This is a genomic window from Paucibacter sp. KBW04, from assembly GCF_003852425.1.
Taxonomy (GTDB): Bacteria; Pseudomonadota; Gammaproteobacteria; order Burkholderiales; family Burkholderiaceae_C; genus Paucibacter_A.
Genome location: NZ_QAJN01000014.1, coordinates 240367 through 259145, shown reverse-complemented (window position 1 = coordinate 259145; position 18779 = coordinate 240367). Strand labels below are relative to the sequence as shown.

Here is an 18779-nt window from a genome sequence, read left to right as displayed (position 1 = left end):
TCAGGTTGAATGGGTCAGGGCGGCCGCGCTCAAGCGGTTTCTCCCGACATCCAGGAGCGCATGATGTTGGCCACGGCAATCGGGTTCTCGCGGGCCAAGAGGCGGGCGCGTTCGAGCTTGTCATTGGCCAGCGGTGCTTCCAGGGCGGGCAGACCGCCATGGCCCAGAGCGGGCAGCTGGTTCTCGTCGTCAACGACGGCCTTGAGTTCGGCGCTCTCAGCGTCCTTGTCCTCGGCCGGCTCGGGTGGCGGCGGGTAGGCCGCGCGAATGGCGGGCCGCACCATGCCAAAGACGGCGATCAGGGCGACGGCCACCAGGGCCAGGGGCACGATGGAGCTGCGCACCATGTCCAGCACAAAAGGCTGCTTCCACAGCGGCACATCGGCGCTGTCTTGCTTGTCCACCATGAAGGGGGCGCTGACGATCTTCAGCGAGTCACCCCGTTCCTGGTTGAAGCCCATGGTTTCCTTGACCAGGGCGGTCAGCTTGTCCAGCTCTTCCTGGGGCACGGGCTGGCTGTTGACCTTGCCCTTGGGGTCGGTGCTGGAGCGATGGTTGAGCACCACGGCGGCATTGAGGCGACGCACGGTGCCGGTGGCGTTACGCACCACCCGCACGGTCTTGTCCAGCTCGTAATTGGTGACGGCTTCACGGCGGCTGCTATTGCTGCCCGGCGCGCCACCAGCGGTTTGCAGCGGAGCCGAGGCGCCGTTGATGGGGGCGGTGGCGGGTACCGGCGGCTGGTTGGTGGCAGCGCCAGGCACGCCGGTAGGCAGGGCGGGCGTGCCGTTCTGGCTTTCGTTGGTCTGCGAGCTGCGCACCGCGGCCGTGAGGTTGTTGCCCTGATTGGGCTTGTACTCTTCGGCGGTCGATTCGATCTGGGAGAAGTCCACATCGGCCGTCACCGTGGCGCGCAGATTCTCACGGCCCACCACTGGTTCCAGCAGCTCGTAGATGCGCTTGTTGATATTGGCTTCGATCTGCTGCTTGTATTGCAGCTGTTGGCTGTCCAGGCCGTTGCCGTTGTCGCTGGTGTTGGACAGCAGGGCGCCGGTCTGATCCAGCACGCTGACGGCCTTGGGCGAGAGCTCGGGCACCGAGGCCGAGACCAGATGCACGATGCCGGCGATCTGGGCGCGGTCCAGCGTGCGGCCGCCGCGCAGGGTCAGCATGACCGAGGCGCTGGGCTTTTGCTGCTCGCGGAAGAAGCCGTTTTGCTGCGGCATGGCCAGATGCACCCGCGCATCGGCCACATCGGCCAGGGCGGTGATGGTGCGGGTCAGCTCGCCTTCCAGGCCGCGTTGGAAGTTCAGGCGTTCATTGAATTGGGTCTGGCCGATGGAGGTCTTGTCCATCAGCTCGAAGCCCACGGTGCTGCCCTTGGGCAGGCCGGCCGAGGCCAGCTTCATGCGCACGTCGTAGACCTGGGCGGCGGGGACCAGAATGGTGCCGCCGGGCTCGTTGCGATAGGGCACGCCCAAGGTGGTCAGCTGAGCGATGACGGCGCCGCCATCCTTGTCTGACAGGCCGGTGAAAACGGGGCGGAAGTCACCCTGGTTGGACCACAGGGTGATGGCCAGCACGGCGGCGGCCAACATGGCCAGCCCTGCACCCATCATCAGCTTGTTGCGCATGGGCAGGGCGGCCAGGCGTGTGCCGAAGCTCTCGCTGCCGTTGGGGACGGCCACGGGCAAGGCGGTGACGTTGGGGCTGAGGGCGTTGTCCATGAGCTGACCGAGAGGTGATCCGGTGGATGGCGTGGGCTGGCTGGGCAAATCGTGAGCGAATTCACAGCGCCACCGCCAAGGTGACGCGATGACTGAATTATTCGGATTTGCACCCTAAAGAAAGCGGCGAACAAGCCGAGGAAGCGGCCTTATCTCCCTCCTTCAGGGCGGAGGCTTAGCCCTAGACTTCTCTCCATCGCCACTCCTGCGTCCCGCATCTGGCCAGCCCAGGCAAGGATGGTTCACCATGGATCTGAAGCTCAAACCGTTTGATTTCGCCCAAGCCGCGGCCCGTGCCGGCTTGGCCGTCAACGGCCAGCCCTTGGCCAAGCCCAAGGCCGTGGGCGGCCCCAGCTTTGGTGATGCGATGGCGCAGGCCATGAAGGGGGTGAGCCAGGCGCAGACGGAAGCGACCCGCTTGCAGCGTGAGGTGCAGTTAGACAACCCCACCGTCAGCCTGGAAGAGACCATGATCGCGATGCAAAAGTCGCAGATCGGTTTTCAAGCCACTTTGCAGGTGCGCAACCGGCTGGTCTCAGCCTATTCCGAAATCATGAATATGCAGGTCTGAAGGGCAAGGGCTTTCTACTGCGCAGCCGCCATGCCTTGTTGGCCAGATGCTCGGAATCCTCAGGTACAGGAAGTACGTTCCGCCTCCTGTGCTCTGGCCGCCTAGCCTGACGCCTGCTCGCTACGAAAACCCTCACCCTTTGAGGCGGTGGACTTCAGCAGGGTTGATGCTCAGGCGCGTCGGGCCCGCAGAGCTTGGGCCGCCCCATGGCGTTGAGTGAGACGCGCAGATTGTGGCCTCGCTCGGTTCTGAAGGCCGCATCGCCAAACTGTTCCACCTGACCGCGACCCGCCGAGAAGGCGGCTTCCTGCGCGATGTCCAGCAGCACATTGGGGAACTCCGTCTTGTCCATGCGGCTGATGCTGCAGGTTTGTGCGCGGCCGGCCGGTGCGGCGCAATCGCAGGCTTGGCCGCGGCTGACGCCCCAGCACCATTGCTTGCCCGGGCTGTAGCTGATGAAGATGGGCGTGTTCTCGCGAATGCTCAGCTCGCGCGCCATGCGCATGTCTTGAGCCAGGGCCTCAGCGGCGTGGCGCAGCTGCTGGCGCTGCAGCAGATTGTGATAGCTGGGCACGGCCACGGCCATCAAGATGCCGGTGATGGCCATCACCGCGACCGCCTCCAGCAAGGTGAAGCCTTTCTGCAGCGGGCGGGCGGTGTTCATGGCGTGGGCTTTTTGCGCAGCAGGCGACCGAGCTTTTGTACCTGGTCGATATAGCGCTGCAAGAGCCGTTCGGCTTCGTTGTCTATGCGTGCGAAGTTCAGCCCCAGCAGCACGCCGCCCTCGGCCTCGGGCCGGATGTTCTGCACCCGCAGGCCGGCTTCAAAGCGGGTGTCGCGGTCCAACTCGACTTGGGCGCTGACGAAGCCGCTGCCCGCCTCGGGGGCCTCTAACCCCGCCGGCCAGAGCACGGCCACGCCGCCTAGGCTCAGATCCAGGATGCGCAGTTGCAGCGTCTGCCCGGCTTCCTGGGGGTGGGGCAGGCGTAGCTGCGGTGTGCGGGTGCTGGGCCGCACGCGGAAGGCCTGGCGGCGCTGGAAGCGGTAAAGCCGGCTGGGCATGGGGCTGCGCAGGACGGCGCCGTGAGCCAGCGCCTTGCTATTGAGCAGCAGCAGGCCTTCAAGCTCGAACTGCAGCTTGATCTGGTCCAGATAGGCCACGGCCGTGACCTCCTCGGCACTGAGCAATTCGGGCAGCAAGGGATCGTCGGGGTGCACATCGAAACCCAGGGCGCCAAATTGAGCGTCGACGGCGCTCAGGCAGCTCTGCACCGACAGGCCTGCCGGGGTGCTGAGGGTGATGGGGATCTGCTGCTCTTGCAAAGCCTGCAGCAGGACCAGCACCTCGGCGCTGCCCTGGATACGAAAATCGCCCGAGGCTTCCGGATCGGAGGCGTCGGGCGAGGCGGGATGGATTGGGCTGTTGAAGCGGCTCATCGGGTGTCAAGCCGGAGCGCTGATTCGCGCCCCTGGGCTGGTTGAGACAAACTCAGTGCAGGGTTTTGCTCTTGCCGGTCATGACGCGGTCCAGATCATCCAGCCAGGGCTCGGCCAGGTGGCGGATCTCGGCGTCATTGACCAGGATGCGCTGCATGATGCGGGTCTTCAGCTTGGCCTCGTCGGGGGCGAGCTTCTCGCTGGAAGCGGCATGCTTGAGCTGCGAGATCAGCAGCACGCAAGCGCCCTCGAGCTTGACAACTTCATCCCAGTTGCCGGAACGGGCGGCGCAAAGCATGTCTGCGCTGGCTTGTTCGATGGCTTCGTAATAGCTCAGGAGTTGGGTATTCATCGCTAGTTCCGCAGGAGACAGTGTTGAGTGTGTGGGCTGGTGACCTTGATCAGGCGGCGCGCTGCAACTCGGGGTTGCTGCCGATGGCCGTCCAAGCCTCGCGAACAGGGGTCAGGATGCGCTGGCATTCGGCCACGGCCTCGGCATCGCTGTGCAGATTGGCGCGGGTCAAACGCATGCAGATATAGGCGTACAAATCGTTGAGGTCGGCCGCCAGAGGGCCGGATTCCAGATTCAGGCCAGCCTTCAAGCCCTCGTCCAGGATGCGCACGGCGCGCATCAGGCTGCGATTCTTCAGCTCCAAATTCTTGGTTTGGATGGCGACCTGGGCTTGGTTCATGGCGTCGAAGAGGCCGTCGAACAGCATCGCAATCAGGCGATGCGGGCTGGCGCCGTGTACGTCGGTTTCCAAGCCCACTTTGCTATACATCGAGGCCTTCTGGCCGCGAGATGCGAAGGGGGATGAGGTGTTGCCGTACATGTGTTGTTTCCCAGTTTTGTCCGTCTTGAATAGTTTTCGGCCTGGGGTGGGCAAACTTGAGTCGCCGGATGTGAGGATTTGTAGCCCCTTCCGTGTTGAAGGGCCTGCCTTGTGCGAACTGCGTTCGGGCTTGTTTCGTCGCCAGTGTGCGCAGCGCTCGCGGGGTTCGGCCCATGAAAAACGCCCGGCGAGCCCGCAAGGGCGCACTGGGCGTTGAGCACTGGGGTGCGGGGCGCTGCGCGTGATTTACTTCACGCCGAACTGCTGGTTGACGTAGCTTTGCAGGCCGGTCAGCTTGGCCATGCTCTTGTCCAGGGCGGTGTAGCTCGCGCGCATACGGGCTTCCACCAGGGTCAAGCGCATATTGATCTTGTCCTGGTCATCGCCGTTGCGGTTGATGGTTTCGCGCAGGCCGGTTTGCTTGGAGTTCAGCGAGCCATCAAAACTCAGGGCCGCCGTGGTCAGTGCCGCCATTCTTTGGGTAATGCCGTTGTTGTTCGGGTCGGCGCTGTCCAGGCCCGAGAGCATCTTTTTGAGCGAGGGCAAATTGCCCAGGGCGCCGTCCAGCTTGGCCGCGTTGACCTTGAGCGTGCCGTCGGCCTGCGGGTCCAGGCCGATGTCGGCGAAGCGGGTGAGGCTGCCGCCCAAGGTGCTGGAACTGCTGGCCAGGGTGCGCAGCTGGCTTTGCATGGTGATGGCGGTGCTGTCGCCTTGCAAGGGCCCCGACGATGCGGCGGTGGTGCCGGACTTGGGGGTGTACTTGGTCTGGTCTTTCATGAAGGTCGCCAAGGCGTTGTAGGCCGTGGCGAAATCATTGATGGCCTTCTTGATCGCTTCCTTGTCTGCCCCGACGGTGACGCTCACGTCGGCACTGGTGACCTTGCTGAAATTGACGGTCAGACCGTCGATCACATTGCTGACGGTATTGCTCTCGGACACCACATCGATGCCATTGATCTTGCCCACGGCGCTTTGCGCGTACTGCGCCACCTTGGCCGTGGTAATGCCATTGCTGGGGTCGTAGGCCAGTGATGAAAGGCCGGGGCCGCCGTTAGGGCCGGGGGCCGTTTCCGTGGCGCTGACGCGAAAGGCGTTGCTGGCGCCGGTATTGGCCGAACGCAGCACCAGGCGGGAGCCCTGTGCGTCGCTCACCACCGAGGCGACGACGCCGGCCCCCGAGGCATTGATCTTGTCCCGCGCCGCCGTCAGGCTGTCTTCGCCCGCACCGATATTGATGGTGACCGCCGACTTGCCGGCGGTGGGGGTGAAGGCCGTGTTGTCGGCATTCCAGGCGCCCAACTCAATGGTTATGGAGCCCTGACCTATGGTGGTGGCGTCGCTGGGAATGGCTGCGCCGGTGATGGTCTGCGCCGCCGCCAGCTTGGAAACGCTGACCGCATAGGTGCCGGCCACCGAGGCTTGGGTGGTCGAGGCGGTGACCGAAGTCGCGTCCGAGGAGGTGGACAGATTGGCGCCCCAGGTGACGGGGTCATTGAGCTTGGTGGCCGCATCTTTCACCGCGCTGATATTGCTTTGCAGCTTGCCGTAGGAGGACAGCTTGGCCTGCAAGCTGGTCGCCTTGGTCTGCAGATCAACGACGGGCTGCCTCTCGATGGACATCAGCTTGGCGATGATCTCCTCAACAGGTAAGCCGCTGCCTGCGCCGATCGATGAAATAGTGGCCATGGTCAGATCTCCAGTGAACCGAGAAGGCGTGGGCTCTTGCGAGGCCCAAGGCAATCACGGGATATCGATGTTGTCGGTTGCGGCAAGAAAAACTAAAGGCGGCCGAGCCGTAGCCGAGCCGCCTTGAGAAAAATTACTGCTTTTGCCCCGAGGCGGGCGATTCCGTCCTTAGCCCTTCAGGAGGGCCAAGACTTGCTGCGGCATCTGGTTGGCCTGGGCCACCATGGCATTGCCGGCCTGCTGCAGGATTTGGGTGCGGCTGAGGTTCGAGGTTTCCGCCGCGTAGTCCGCATCCATGATGCGGCTGCGGGCAGCGCTCTGGTTTTCCACCGAGACCTGCAGATTGGCGATCACCGCGTCGAAGCGGTTTTGCGAGGCGCCCAAGGTAGCGCGCTGGCTGGACACGGTGTTGATGGCCGCGTCGATGGCGTCGATCGAGGTCTTCAAGGAGGCCGAGTCGTCGGCGGCCGAAATGGAGGAGGCCGTCACCGCCAGGATGGTGGGGTCTGCCGTCATGTCCGAGGTGGTCACGGTGATGACGTCTTCCGGGCCGGTGTTGGGGCCGACTTGGAAGTCCTGCGGTGTCGTGGCATCGGCGCCCAAAATCTTCTTGCCGTTGAAGGTCGTGCCCGCCAGCACCCGGGTGATTTCCGAGGCCAGCTGGGTGTACTCCTTGCCGATGGAGTCCAGGTCGGCCGTGGTGTTGGTGGCATTGCGCGCCTGCACCGCCAACTCACGCATGCGCTGCAAGTTGTCACCCACCTTGGACAAGGCGCCTTCAGCGGTTTGCGCCAGCGAGATGCCGTCGTTGGCATTGCGGATCGCAACATTCATGCCGCGAACCTGGGAGTTCATCCGCTCGGCGATGGCCAGACCGGCGGCATCGTCCTTGGCGGAATTGACTCGCATGCCTGAGGACAGCCGCTGCATGGACACGGCCAGCGAGCCTTGCGACATATTCAGGTTGCGCTGGGCGTTCAGCGAGCCAATATTGGTGTTGATGGTTTGGGGCATTTGAGCACTCCTGCAAAATCCGGTAATCCCGGCGCGGGCCGGCGTGATCTGGATCGTCGCGATCGGTGTGAAGGACCAAAACTTTCCAAGCGGCCCGGCCAAACCAAGAAATCAGATTCAGTGCATCTCTCTTGGCGGCGGACGTCGAGTCCTCAATCACTTTTGAACCCGATGTGCAAATTCTCTGAGTGCTGTCGCCTTTCAAAAGCCCAATAAGGGCGGGAAACCACGGCCAAAAAAAAACAGCTCCGGCCCCGACGCGAGTCAGAGCTGGAGCTGTTTTCAATGCTTGGGACGGGCGGTCGATGAGGGAGCCTCAGCTTCGCCGCTTGTATCGCGGCGAATCCTTCGTCAGCCACAAAGCGCCTTCCGGCCCTCTATGCGCGGACTCAGCCGCGCAACAAGGCGAGCACTTGTTGCGGCATCTGGTTGGCCTGCGAAACCATGGCATTGCCCGCTTGCTGCAAGATTTGCGCACGGCTCAGATTGGCGGTTTCCGAGGCGTAGTCGGCGTCGGTGATGCGGCTGCGCGAAGCGGTCTGGTTCTCCACCGAGATCTGCAGATTGGAGATGATGGCTTCGAAGCGGTTTTGCACCGCGCCGAAGGTGGCGCGCTGATCGCTCACCGTGGTCAGCGCCGTGTCGATATTGTCGATCACCGTCTTCAATGTGGCGGCGGTGTCGGCATTGCTGATCGATGCGCTGGTCACGGCCGTGATGGTGGCGTCCAGGGTCAAATCGGTGGTGGCCACATCGACCGAATCATTGGCCGTTGTGTTGGCGCCGATTTGGAAGGTCGAGGTGCCGGTGGTGGCGAGGATGGCCTTGCCATTGAAGGTGGTGCCGCCCACGACGCGGCCGATTTCAGCGCCCAGCTGCGCGTATTCCTTGCCGATGGAATCGAGGTCGGTGGTGGTGTTCGTTGCGTTGCGGGCTTGCACGCTGAGTTCACGCATGCGCTGCAGGGCATCGGTGACCTTGGCCAGCGCACCGTCGGCGGTCTGCGCCATGGAGATGCCGTCATTGGCATTGCGCACGGCCACATTCATGCCGCGCACCTGGCTGGTCATGCGATCGGAGATGGCCAGGCCGGCGGCATCATCCTTGGCGGAGTTGATGCGCAGACCTGAAGACAGGCGCTGCATGGAAATGGCCAGCGAGCCTTGCGAGGTGGAGGTGTTGCGCTGAGCATTCAGCGACATCAGATTGGTGTTGATGATGGAGCCCATGACAATCCTTTTTCGGTGTTGAACGACTTGCCGGAATCCCGGTATTCGCGGTCGATAACTTGATCGCTCCTGGGAGCGACCCTGTCAGCAAAATCCCAGGCTTTCACCCGGGGGCTTGCACCGTCCGCGTCTTGGTCAATCACGCGCTGAAATCGCGCTGCGCTTGAACCGGTTGACCGGACCACGTAGTCCTTGCACTTTCTCGGACCCGTTGACTGTTTATCGTCGACACCTTGGCTTGACTTAAGGCCTTTTCATCAAAAGTGCCGCTCGTCCTGTGACGAGCGGCGGTGGGGGCTTGAGGTCAGGGGGCTTGTGCCGGAGGCATGAGTCTTCCTGTACTGGTTTGATTACTCAGGGCCGGCTGGAGCGGCCCGGGATCATCGAAGCAGGGAGAGGACTTGCTGCGGCAACTGGTTGGCCTGCGCGATCATCGCGTTACCTGCTTGTTGCAGGATCTGCGAGCGGCTCAGATTGGCGGTTTCCGTCGCGTAGTCTGCGTCCGTGATGCGGCTGCGAGCGGCGCTTTGGTTTTCCACCGAGATCTGCAGATTCGAGGTGATCGCGTCGAAGCGGTTCTGCACCGCACCGTAGGTGGCGCGCTCGCCGCTGACGGTGGTGATGGCCGTGTCGATATTGTCGATCACCGTCTTCAGCGTGGCCGCGGTGTCGGTATTGCTGATGGTGGCGCCGGTGACGGCGGTGATGCTGGCGTCGGCCGTCAGATCGGTGGTGGTCACATCCACCGAGTCATTGCCCGTGGTGTTGGCGCCGATCTGGAAAGTCGAGGTGCCGGCCGTGGCCAGGATGGACTTGCCGTTGAAGGTCGTGCCACCCAGAACGCGGGTGATTTCCGAACCCAGTTGCGCGAATTCCTTGCCGATCGAATCCAGGTCGGAGGTGGTGTTGGTGGCGTTACGTGCTTGCACGCCCAGTTCACGCATACGTTGCAGCGCGTCGGTCACCTTGCTCAGCGCGCCGTCGGCGGTCTGTGCCATGGAGATGCCGTCATTGGCGTTACGCATCGCGACGTTCATGCCGCGCACTTGGCTGGTCATGCGGTCAGAGATGGCCAGACCGGCGGCGTCGTCCTTGGCGGAGTTGATGCGCAGACCCGAAGACAGGCGCTGCATGGAAACGGCCAAGGAGCCTTGCGAGGTCGAGGTATTGCGCTGTGCATTCAGGGACAGCTGATTGGTATTGATGATTGCGGGCATGATTGACTCCTGTTTCAGCTACAAAGTTTTTCCGGCTGAGCGCCGACGTGTTGCGAACACCCCCCTAACGAGAGACATCCGTTACGCGGGGACTTGATTCCTAAGGAGCAAGTTCCCCCGCCCCGCCCGGCTCAGTCAAGCTTTGCAACCCTGGACTCCCCAATCGGGGGAGCTTCAACTTGCGGCCTACTTACCGGACCACGTGTCCGTTTCCAGACCCGTTGAAATGGGTATCGGACAGCACTCAAGAGAACTTGAGGACTGTTTGTCAATAGGCTTGATCTGTTGAAAAGCGACTGGGCTTTCGGCTTATTCCTTGGATCGACTTTTCGCTGGGTCCGCGTGAGCAGAGGAGGCGAGTGGCGAGGGGCCGGTGCGTCGCTTACTGGGTTGGCGGGCTGAGCTGTTTCTTGGGCGGAACCTTCTTTGTTGTCGCTGAAGTCGCGGTGTTTGAAATCAGGAGTCAGGTCACAGAGTGGCTGGGCAAGCGGGCCCCTCTCGGGGGTCTCCGTGTCTTGCAGCGGCTCTGTCCTTGTTTTCGGTTGCCGGGTCAAGCACAAGGCTTGAAGAAGAGGGCGCAAGAGCGGGCTTTTCTAACGAATAGCCCTGCCGGCAAGCCCTAAAGTTTCCTTTACTGAAGTCGAAACTGCGCCCCTCGCTCGCCTCGTGTGGGCCCGCCCCAAGGGTGGAGGGAAATGGTGGGATCGCCCTTCAGGCTGGCGCCGCTGGCGCATACCGAACAATTTGTTCAAGCTATTGGAGATCCTTATGCATGCCATGACGCAAGCAACGACGCCTACAACGCTGCATGCTCAGCAGCACTTGGGTGAGATGACGAATGAACGCGGCCTGATTGAAAGCCTCAGCGCCGAAGGCGCTTTGCTATTGGCCGAGGCGCGCAACCGTGCCTTCGCCGAGGTGGCGCGCGGCCATCTGGACCTGGGTCTGAGCGTCTTGCATGAGGCGCTGAGCCATGAGCCCATGGCCCATGACCTGCTCAGCGATATGGCGGCCTTGTTGCTGAGTGCCGGCAAGCTGGCCGAAGCCCAGGCTGCGGCCGAGCGGGCCTTGCTCTTGCAACCTGCCCACGGTGCCAGTCTCTACACCCTTGCCTTTGCACTGTCGGGCCAGGGTCAAGTCCTGCGCGGCAAGGAAGCGCTGGAGCTTTTGCTGCAAGGCCCTGCCTTGAGCAATCTGATGGACGAAGCGCCCGAGCTTGCGGAGATCGCGCGCATCGAGTTGGCGCGATTGGACGCACTGCTTGACAGCGCGAATCGCTGAGTCTTGATGCCTGGCTGGGGCGCGCGCCTCCTCAGGCCGCGCCCCATCGGCAATGAGTTCCGTGTGCCTAGAACTGTCAAATTGTTCTCGGGCCTTTTGGCTTTGTCGCCGTCGGCCTGTGCCGCAAAGCCCCCTCGCTGAGCAGTATTCCCGCCGCAGCTGATCGGCCCGCACTAGCGCTTGCGCCGGGAATTGGCCTAGCCTTCGCCGGCCTAACTTCTTGGTCCGCAGACGCACACCACACGACGCATGTTGAGCTTGCTCCAAGCGTCCGCGCGTGGTCGGCGGCTTGTCATCCGCCCCGTTCTCGATGAAGTGAAAGCAGCCTGGAATTGGCGGCTGTCTGCCTTACGCCTGCGGCTCGCCACTCTGGGCTGCGGGCTCACCGCGCAAAAACCTGCGATTGGCGGCGGGCTTGCCGAGGTCTCGCAGCTCGCTTGTAGGAAGAAACCTGACAGAGGGGAGGGAGGAAAGAGGACTTCAGGGACGGAAATGCGCCGATGTTGAGGATTACTTCCGGTCTTCACAATTCGTTTCAAGTTGATAGCAAATGCTTTCAACACCCAACACAGTTTTTTACCGGAGCCGCAACATGAACGCAGACCAAATCCTCGCCGAGATTCGCGAAGCCAATCTGTCCTATCTGATGCTGGCGCAAAGCCTGATCCGCGCTGACCGCGAACAAGCCCTGTACCGCCTGGGCATCTCGGAAGACACGGCCACCCTGATCGGCACGCTGAGCCCGGCCCAGCTGATGAAGATTGCCTCGGGCAACACCTTGCTGTGCCGCTTCCGCATGGACGACGACCTGGTCTGGGGTCTGCTGACCAGCCACGGCAAGTCGGCCGCCAACGACGGCGTGTCGCGTCTGCACGCTTCGATCCTGATGGCCGGCCGCCACCAAGAAGCGGCCTAATCCGTCCGCTCCGTCCAAAAGAAACCCAAGAAGAGAGACTCCATCATGCGCAACAAAAGCATTCTGACCGAAGCCCGCCAAATCGAACGTGCGGTGACCCTGATCAATCTGGGTGCGCGCTTGCAAGTGCTGGAGTCTGAGACCGATCTGTCTTACGAGCGCCTGCTGCGCCTGTACAAAGAAGTCTCGGGCAAGAGCCCCAGCAAGGGCCAACTGCCGTTCTCGACCGACTGGTTCATGACCTGGCAGCCGAACATCCACGCCTCGCTCTTCCTGAATGTGCACGAGTATCTGAACAAGGTCTCGGAGCTGGACGAGATCGACGCGGTCATCAAGGCCTACCAGCTGTATCAAGAGCAGACCCAGGCCCAAGGCCTGGAGGCGATGCTGTCGGTCACCCGCGCTTGGCGCTTGGTGAAGTTCATCGACAACGGCATGCTGACCATGACCAAGTGTTCGACCTGCGGGGGGCACTTCGTGACCCATCCGCACGAGATCGCCCGCCATTACGTCTGCGGCATGTGCAACCCGCCGGCACGCGCCGGCAAGGGTCGCGCCAGCGGCTCCATCCAGATGCACTGATCGCAAGCTTCGCGCGCACCGTCTCGCCCATGTACCGAGTCTGCCTCGTCGTCATTGCCCGCGATGAAGCCGCGCATATCCAGCGCCTGCTGCATAGCTTGCGGCCCTGGGTGGACGAAATGCTGGTGCTGGACACCGGCTCCAGCGATGACACCCCAGCCCTGGCGCAGGCCGCAGGCGCGCGGGTAGAGCACTTTGTCTGGTGCGATGATTTCGCGGCGGCGCGCAATACCGCCCTGGACTTGGCTGCTGCCGACTGGCATGTGGTGCTGGACGCAGATGAGTGGCTGATCTCTGGCGGCGAGGCCCTGGCCGCGCTGCGCCAGCAACGCCCCGACTTCGTCGGCACGATAGCGCTGCTGGACCAGTTTGCCGACACGGCCTCCGGTGGGCGCACCCAGCAAGCGATCTCCCGCCTGTCTCGCATCCTGCCCGGGGCCTTGCGCTACGCCGGGCGTGTGCATGAACAAGTGCTGCACGGCCTGGCTTTGCGACCACTGGCCCTGCGTATCGGCCACGATGGCTATCTGCCCGAGCATTTGCAGCGCAAGCGGGGCCGTAACCAGGCGCTCTTGCGGCAGGAACTGGCGCACCGACCGGGGGATGCCTATCTCTGGTACCAGACCGGCAAGGACGCCTCGGTTTACGAGGACTATGCCGAGGCCGAGAGCTGTTTTGCCTGCGCCGCCGAGCTGACCGAACTGCCCCATGCCTGGTGGACCGATCTGGTCGCGCGCCGTCTGTTTGGCCTCAAGCAACTGAAGCAGCACGAGGCCGGCATCCAGTTTGCCGAGACGCAGCTGCAAATCTGCGCCGAGTCGCCCGACTTTTTCTTCACCCTCGGCGATTTGCTGCTGGACTTTGCGGCCGATCAGCCGGCCCAGGCCGAGCTCTTGCTGCCCACCATCGAAGACGCCTGGCGGCGCTGCCTGGAATTGGGTGAACGACCGGAGCAAAGCGGCGCCGTCGCCGGCCGTGGCAGTTTTTCTGCCGCCCACAATCTGGCTTTGTTGCTGGAAGGAACGGGCAGGGCGCCTGAAGCCCAGGCCCTGCGGCAAGCATTTGGCCTGCAAGCGCCGGCTGCCTAGGCCTATTTCCATGGCCTTAACAGGCTCTAAGACCTGCCTGTCAGGCACGCAGGCGTCGCGCGTCCGTGGCCGGGCCGATGAAAAAGCCTTACAAGCCCAAGCGCGCTGTGAAGTGCGCTGAAAAACAGGCCCAAGCCTCAGCTTCTCCTATGACAGTGGGCGATCCTCCGCCCTGATTCGCGAGCCTTGAAAAGGCTAGGAAAGTGCCGTCTTCAGCTCGCTTGTAGGAAGAAACCTGACAGAGGGGAGGGAGGAAAGAGGACTTCAGGGACGGAAATGCGCCGATGTTGAGGATTACTTCCGGTCTTCACAATTCGTTGCAAGTTGATAGCAAATGCTTTCAACACCCAACACAGTTTTTACCGGAGCCGCAACATGAACGCAGACCAAATCCTCGCCGAGATTCGCGAAGCCAATCTGTCCTATCTGATGCTGGCGCAAAGCCTGATCCGTGCGGACCGTGAGCAAGCGCTTTACCGCCTGGGCATCTCGGAAGACACGGCCACCCTGATCGGTACGCTGAGCCCGGCCCAGCTGATGAAGATTGCCTCGGGCAATACCTTGCTGTGCCGCTTCCGCATGGACGACGACCTGGTCTGGGGTCTGCTGACCAGCCATGGCAAGTCGGCCGCTAACGACGGCGTCAGCCGCCTGCACGCCAGCATTCTGATGGCCGGCCGCCACCAAGAAGCGGCCTGATCCGTCCGCCCCGTCCAAAAGAAACCCAAGAAGAGAGACTCCATCATGCGCAACAAAAGCATCCTGACCGAAGCCCGCCAAATCGAACGTGCGGTGACCCTGATCAATCTGGGTGCGCGCTTGCAAGTGCTGGAGTCTGAGACCGATCTGTCCTACGAGCGCCTGCTGCGCCTGTACAAAGAAGTTTCGGGCAAGAGCCCCAGCAAGGGCCAACTGCCCTTCTCGACGGACTGGTTCATGACCTGGCAGCCCAATATCCATGCCTCGCTCTTCCTGAATGTGCACGAGTACCTGAACAAGGTCTCGGAGCTGGACGAGATCGACGCGGTCATCAAGGCCTACCAGCTCTATCAAGAACAAACCCAGGCCCAGGGCCTGGAGGCGATGCTGTCGGTCACCCGCGCTTGGCGCTTGGTGAAGTTCATCGACAACGGCATGCTGACCATGACCAAGTGCTCGACCTGCGGTGGCCACTTCGTGACCCATCCGCACGAGATCGCCCGTCACTACGTCTGCGGCATGTGCAACCCGCCGGCACGCGCAGGCAAGGGTCGCGCCAGCGGCTCCATCCAGATGCACTAAATCGCTCGGAGCCTGCTCGCCATGCCTTTGCTGCGCTGGCCTGTACCCGCCTTGCTGAGCTGGGGCTTGGCCTGGGGCTTGTTTCTGGCCCTGCGCTCGGCGGGTCTTGAGGCCTTGTCCGCCTTCGTCATGGCAGCCGCCCTGGGTCTGGCGCTGGCGTTCTTGCAGCTGCCGCGCTGGCGCCGCCTGATGGTGGCGGCGGGTTTTCCGCTTTCTTTGTTGATCAGCGCCCGCTCGCTGGACCTGCCGGCCTGGGCCTGGTTGATTCCTTTGCTCTTGCTGGCGCTGGCATACCCGCGCCGCAGCTGGGGCGACGCCCCCTTGTTCCCAACCCCCAAAAACGCCTTGCAAGGCTTGGCCGAGCTGGCGCCCCTGCCGCCGCAGGCGCGCATTCTTGACGCCGGCTGCGGCCTGGGCCATGGCTTGCGCGAGCTGCGTCGCATCTATCCGCAGGCCAGCATCGAGGGGATTGAATGGAGTCTGCTGCTGGCCGGTGCCGTGCGCCTGCTCTGCCCCTGGGCTCGCATCCGCCGTGGCGATATGTGGGCGCAGGACTGGCAGCCCTTCCAGATGGTTTATGTCTTCCAGCGCCCGGAGTCCATGGAGCGGGTCTGGGCCAAGGCCTGCCAGCAGCTGGCGCCGGGGGCTTGGCTGGTCAGTCTGGACTTTGAGATTCAAGGGCAGGGCGCCTTGGCCAGCATCGATCTGCCCCGTGCTCATCGGCTGTGGGTCTACCGTATGCCAGCCCGGGCATGAGGGCAAGGCCATGAAAGCCGGTGCAAAGCCGGCTTCTTGCGTGGATTGGCCGCCCTAGCGCACAGGCAAACTCAAGAGCGTCGGTCAAAGGCCGATAAGGCTGCTTAAGTCTCTATAGAAAACACCATGTTTGTCATCATTGGTTGGCTCATCGCGCTCGGTTGTATCTTCGGTGTCTATATTGCCCACGGCGGCAATATCGGCGTGATTCTGCACGCCCTGCCTTTCGAGATGATCACCATTTTCGGCGCCGCTGCCGGCGCTTTTCTTGCCAATAACCAGATGAAGGTGGTCAAGGCCTCGATGAAGGGCCTGGGGCAGTGCTTCAAGGGCAGCAAGTTCAGCAAGGCCCGCTATATGGAGCTGCTGGCCTTGATGTATGACATCTTGCAAAAAGCCCGCAAAGAGGGCTTGATGTCCATCGAAAAAGACGTCGAGGATCCGCATTCCTCGCCGCTGTTCCAAAAATACCCCACGGTGGGCAATGACCACCATGTGACCGACTTCATTACCGATTACCTGCGCATGATGGTGTCGGGCAATCTGAACGCGCACGAGATCGAGTCCCTGATGGACGCCGAGATCGAAACCCATCACCAGGAAGAACATGCGGCCGTGGCCGCCATCGCCCGTTTGGCCGGCGGTCTGCCGGCATTCGGCATTGTGGCGGCCGTGCTGGGTGTGGTGAACACCATGGGCTCGGTGGGCCAGCCCCCGGCCGTGCTGGGCGGCATGATCGGCTCCGCCTTGGTGGGCACCTTTCTGGGCATTTTGCTGGCCTATGGCTTTGTTGAGCCCCTGGGTGGCTTGCTGGAGCAAAAAGTGGAAGACGCCGGCAAGGAGCTGCAGTGCATCAAGACCACACTCTTGGCCAGCATGCAGGGTTACGCCCCCCAGGTCGCGATCGAGTTCGGCCGCAAGGTGCTTTACTCGGGTGATCGCCCTACCTTCAGTGAGCTGGAAGCTCATGTGAAGAAGAAGTAAGCCAAGGTCGCAGGCAAGGATGAGAATTTCAAGCGCAGGGCAGGAGGTCGGTCATGGCCGGTGACGCCAAAAAGCTTCAGCCCATCATCATCAAGAAGATCAAGAAGGGGGGCCATGCAGCGCATGGCGGCGCCTGGAAGATCGCCTACGCTGACTTCGTGACGGCCATGATGGCCTTCTTCCTCTTGATGTGGCTGCTGGGTTCGACCACCGAGGGCGACAAAAAAGGTATTGCCGACTACTTCAGCTCACCGCTGAAGATCGCCATGCAGGGCGGCTCGGGTTCCGGTGACTCCTCCAGCCTGGTCAAGGGCGGCGGCAGAGATTTGAGCCGCGAGACTGGGCAGGTGAAGTCCGGTGAGACAGAATCACAAAAGCGAACCTTCAATCTGCGCGCACTCAAGGAAGAGCAGCGCAAGGCAGAAAAGGCGCGTTTGGAGCAACTCAAGACCAAGGTCGAGGACGTGCTGGCCAATAACGCCAAGCTGGCGGCATTGGGCGGGCAGATCCGCTTGGATATGACCAAGGAAGGCCTGCGCATCCAGATCGTTGACGAGGGTAACCGGCCCATGTTCGACAGCGGCAGCGCCGTGGTGAAGCCATATATGCATGAATTGCTACACGAATTGGGCGCGGTCTTGTCGGAAGTTCCGAATCGTTTGACTTTGGAAGGTCATACTGACGCCCAGCCGTTTTCGGGTGGCGATCGTGGGTATAGCAATTGGGAGTTATCAGCCGATCGGGCCAACGCTTCCAGGCGAGAATTGATTGCTGGCGGATTGCCGGAAGCGCGGACCTTGCGTGTGCAAGGCCTGGCCTCCAGCAAGCTGCTAGACAGCAAGCAGCCCGATAGTCCCATCAATCGACGCATCAGCATTATTGTGATGAACCGCGATGCCGAGGATGCCGTGTTGAAGAATGTTCCGGACGAGGAAGAAGCAGCACCCAACGAAGCCCCAGCGGCCGAGCCGGTGAAAAGCCCCTCAAGTTTGCCCACAAAGCCCCGATAAAACCATTTAGCCCCAGCGAGGATTGCCATGAGCGCAGACATGAAATTTTTGGTTGTCGATGACTTTTCTACCATGCGCCGCATCGTGCGTGGTTTGCTCAAGGAGATCGGCTACAACAATTGCGAAGAAGCTGAGGATGGGGTGGAAGCCCTCAATATGCTCAAGCAGAGCAAGTTTGATTTCGTCGTGAGCGACATCAATATGCCCAATATGACGGGCTTTGAGCTGCTCAAGGCGATCAAGGAAGATCCCAATCTCAAGCATCTGCCGGTTTTGATGGTCACCGCCGAAGCCCGCAAGGAAGACATCGTGCTGGCGGCCCAATCTGGCGCAGCTGGCTACATCGTCAAGCCCTTCACCAAGGCCACCTTGGAGGAAAAGGTTCTGAAGATCATGCAAAAACTGGCCGCTGCGGCCTGAACCTGGAGTTGGCCATGCAATTGGAAGATCTCGCCAAATTGAATCACGGCACCGATCCGCTCACGGTGTCGCCTGAGGTATTTCAGCAAATCGGCACCATCACCCGGGTTTTGCATGACACCATGCAGCAACTGGGCGTGATGCCCAAGCTGCAGATCGCCACCGATGGCCTGCCCGACGCACGCAGCCGCCTGAGCTATATCGCCACCAAGACGGCCGAGGCCGCCAACAAGGTCTTGAACTCGGTCGATCAGGCCAAGGCCGATCACGCCCACATCACGACCGCCACCCGGGCCATGGCCGAGGCCATCATGTCCGACCCGGTCAAGGCCGTGGCCAGCGGCGCCTTGCTGAACTTCGTCAAGGACGTGGAAACCAGCACGGCCCGCATCGATTCGCATCTGACCGACATCATGATGTCGCAGGACTTCCACGACCTGACCGGCCAGGTGGTCGCCAAGGTCGTGACCCTGGCCAATGACCTGGAAGACAGCCTGGTCAAGCTGCTGGTGTCTGTGGTGCCGCCCGATCAGCGCGAGAAGGTGGACCCCAATATCTTGCAAGGCCCCGTGGTCAACCCCGAAGGCCGCACCGATGTGGTGGCCAATCAGGGCGAGGTCGACGACTTGCTGGCCAGCCTGGGCTTTTGAGCCCGCGCAGGGCAGCTGCCGCTGCCACTGCAAGCAAACAACCCGCCGCGGCGGGTTTTTTTGCACCCAGCTTTTGCGGGAGGGTCAAGCTTGTTGA

At 62.0% G+C, this 18779-nt stretch carries 21 protein-coding genes; 12 read left to right on the top strand and 9 right to left on the bottom strand.

Translation table 11 applies throughout. The features are described 5' to 3' along the window. Nucleotides 1–29: 29 nt before the first annotated feature. A complete protein-coding gene (gene fliF / locus DBR47_RS18095) occupies nt 30–1727 on the bottom strand; it encodes a flagellar basal-body MS-ring/collar protein FliF (protein WP_124452606.1) in 1698 nt (565 codons plus the stop codon). Nucleotides 1728–1974: 247 nt separating this feature from the next. Here fliF and fliE point away from each other — a divergent pair, with 247 nt between their 5' ends. Next, nucleotides 1975–2298 carry a flagellar hook-basal body complex protein FliE gene (gene fliE / locus DBR47_RS18090; protein WP_124452604.1) on the top strand — a complete coding sequence of 108 codons (324 nt, stop codon included), beginning with the start codon at nt 1975–1977 and terminating at the stop codon, nt 2296–2298. Between the two features lie 154 nt (nt 2299–2452). Here the strand turns inward: fliE and DBR47_RS25385 are convergent, their stop codons facing one another. The 8 genes from DBR47_RS25385 to DBR47_RS18050 form a co-directional block, all read right to left on the bottom strand. Continuing rightward, complete coding sequence (locus DBR47_RS25385) at nt 2453–2962, bottom strand: Tfp pilus assembly protein FimT/FimU (protein ID WP_124452602.1); 510 nt, start codon at nt 2960–2962, stop codon at nt 2453–2455. Next, nucleotides 2959–3735 (bottom strand): flagellar brake protein, encoded by a 777-nt coding sequence (locus tag DBR47_RS18080; protein ID WP_124452600.1) that lies wholly within the window; start codon nt 3733–3735, stop codon nt 2959–2961. Before DBR47_RS18080 ends, DBR47_RS25385 begins: the two co-directional genes overlap by 4 nt. 52 nt (nt 3736–3787) lie before the next feature. After that, a complete protein-coding gene (locus DBR47_RS18075) occupies nt 3788–4087 on the bottom strand; it encodes a flagellar protein FliT (protein ID WP_124452598.1) in 300 nt (99 codons plus the stop codon). 49 nt (nt 4088–4136) lie between these two features. Then, nucleotides 4137–4517 (bottom strand): flagellar export chaperone FliS, encoded by a 381-nt coding sequence (gene fliS, locus DBR47_RS18070; protein WP_231512372.1) that lies wholly within the window; start codon nt 4515–4517, stop codon nt 4137–4139. A 297-nt stretch (nt 4518–4814) separates the two neighbouring features. Next, on the bottom strand, nt 4815–6254 hold the full coding sequence (gene fliD / locus DBR47_RS18065) for a flagellar filament capping protein FliD (protein WP_124452594.1): 1440 nt from the start codon (nt 6252–6254) through the stop codon (nt 4815–4817). A 168-nt stretch (nt 6255–6422) separates the two neighbouring features. Next, entirely contained in the window at nt 6423–7268 is an 846-nt protein-coding gene (locus DBR47_RS18060) for a flagellin (protein ID WP_124452592.1), read from the bottom strand. Nucleotides 7269–7657: 389 nt separating this feature from the next. Beyond that, the gene (locus DBR47_RS18055) at nt 7658–8497 is read right to left on the bottom strand and encodes a flagellin (RefSeq protein ID WP_124452590.1); all 840 of its coding nucleotides are present in this window, start codon (nt 8495–8497) and stop codon (nt 7658–7660) included. Nucleotides 8498–8877: 380 nt separating this feature from the next. Continuing rightward, nucleotides 8878–9714, bottom strand: a complete 837-nt coding sequence (locus DBR47_RS18050; protein WP_124452588.1) for a flagellin — start codon at nt 9712–9714, stop codon at nt 8878–8880. Nucleotides 9715–10491: 777 nt separating this feature from the next. Here DBR47_RS18050 and DBR47_RS18045 point away from each other — a divergent pair. The 11 genes from DBR47_RS18045 (at nt 10492) to DBR47_RS17995 (ending at nt 18682) form a co-directional block, all read left to right on the top strand. Beyond that, nucleotides 10492–10995, top strand: a complete 504-nt coding sequence (locus tag DBR47_RS18045) for a hypothetical protein (RefSeq protein ID WP_148090429.1) — start codon at nt 10492–10494, stop codon at nt 10993–10995. Between the two features lie 592 nt (nt 10996–11587). Next, on the top strand, nt 11588–11911 hold the full coding sequence (flhD, locus tag DBR47_RS18040) for a flagellar transcriptional regulator FlhD (protein ID WP_124452580.1): 324 nt from the start codon (nt 11588–11590) through the stop codon (nt 11909–11911). Between the two features lie 45 nt (nt 11912–11956). Then, nucleotides 11957–12493 carry a flagellar transcriptional regulator FlhC gene (gene flhC / locus DBR47_RS18035; RefSeq protein WP_124452584.1) on the top strand — a complete coding sequence of 179 codons (537 nt, stop codon included), beginning with the start codon at nt 11957–11959 and terminating at the stop codon, nt 12491–12493. A gap of 29 nt (nt 12494–12522) precedes the next feature. Further along, the gene (locus DBR47_RS18030; protein ID WP_124452582.1) at nt 12523–13581 is read left to right on the top strand and encodes a glycosyltransferase family 2 protein; all 1059 of its coding nucleotides are present in this window, start codon (nt 12523–12525) and stop codon (nt 13579–13581) included. 375 nt (nt 13582–13956) lie between these two features. Next, a complete protein-coding gene (gene flhD / locus DBR47_RS18025) occupies nt 13957–14280 on the top strand; it encodes a flagellar transcriptional regulator FlhD (protein ID WP_124452580.1) in 324 nt (107 codons plus the stop codon). 45 nt (nt 14281–14325) lie between these two features. Continuing rightward, nucleotides 14326–14862: a flagellar transcriptional regulator FlhC gene (flhC, locus tag DBR47_RS18020; protein ID WP_124452584.1), complete on the top strand. Its 537-nt coding sequence runs from the start codon at nt 14326–14328 to the stop codon at nt 14860–14862. A 21-nt stretch (nt 14863–14883) separates the two neighbouring features. Next, a complete protein-coding gene (locus tag DBR47_RS18015; protein ID WP_124452576.1) occupies nt 14884–15618 on the top strand; it encodes a trans-aconitate 2-methyltransferase in 735 nt (244 codons plus the stop codon). 126 nt (nt 15619–15744) lie between these two features. Continuing rightward, on the top strand, nt 15745–16602 hold the full coding sequence (gene motA, locus DBR47_RS18010) for a flagellar motor stator protein MotA (RefSeq protein WP_124452574.1): 858 nt from the start codon (nt 15745–15747) through the stop codon (nt 16600–16602). Nucleotides 16603–16655: 53 nt separating this feature from the next. Next, the gene (motB, locus tag DBR47_RS18005; protein ID WP_124452572.1) at nt 16656–17612 is read left to right on the top strand and encodes a flagellar motor protein MotB; all 957 of its coding nucleotides are present in this window, start codon (nt 16656–16658) and stop codon (nt 17610–17612) included. Nucleotides 17613–17639: 27 nt separating this feature from the next. After that, nucleotides 17640–18032 carry a chemotaxis response regulator CheY gene (gene cheY / locus DBR47_RS18000; protein WP_124452570.1) on the top strand — a complete coding sequence of 131 codons (393 nt, stop codon included), beginning with the start codon at nt 17640–17642 and terminating at the stop codon, nt 18030–18032. Nucleotides 18033–18046: 14 nt separating this feature from the next. Continuing rightward, entirely contained in the window at nt 18047–18682 is a 636-nt protein-coding gene (locus tag DBR47_RS17995) for a protein phosphatase CheZ (protein ID WP_124452568.1), read from the top strand. Nucleotides 18683–18779: the final 97 nt, after the last annotated feature.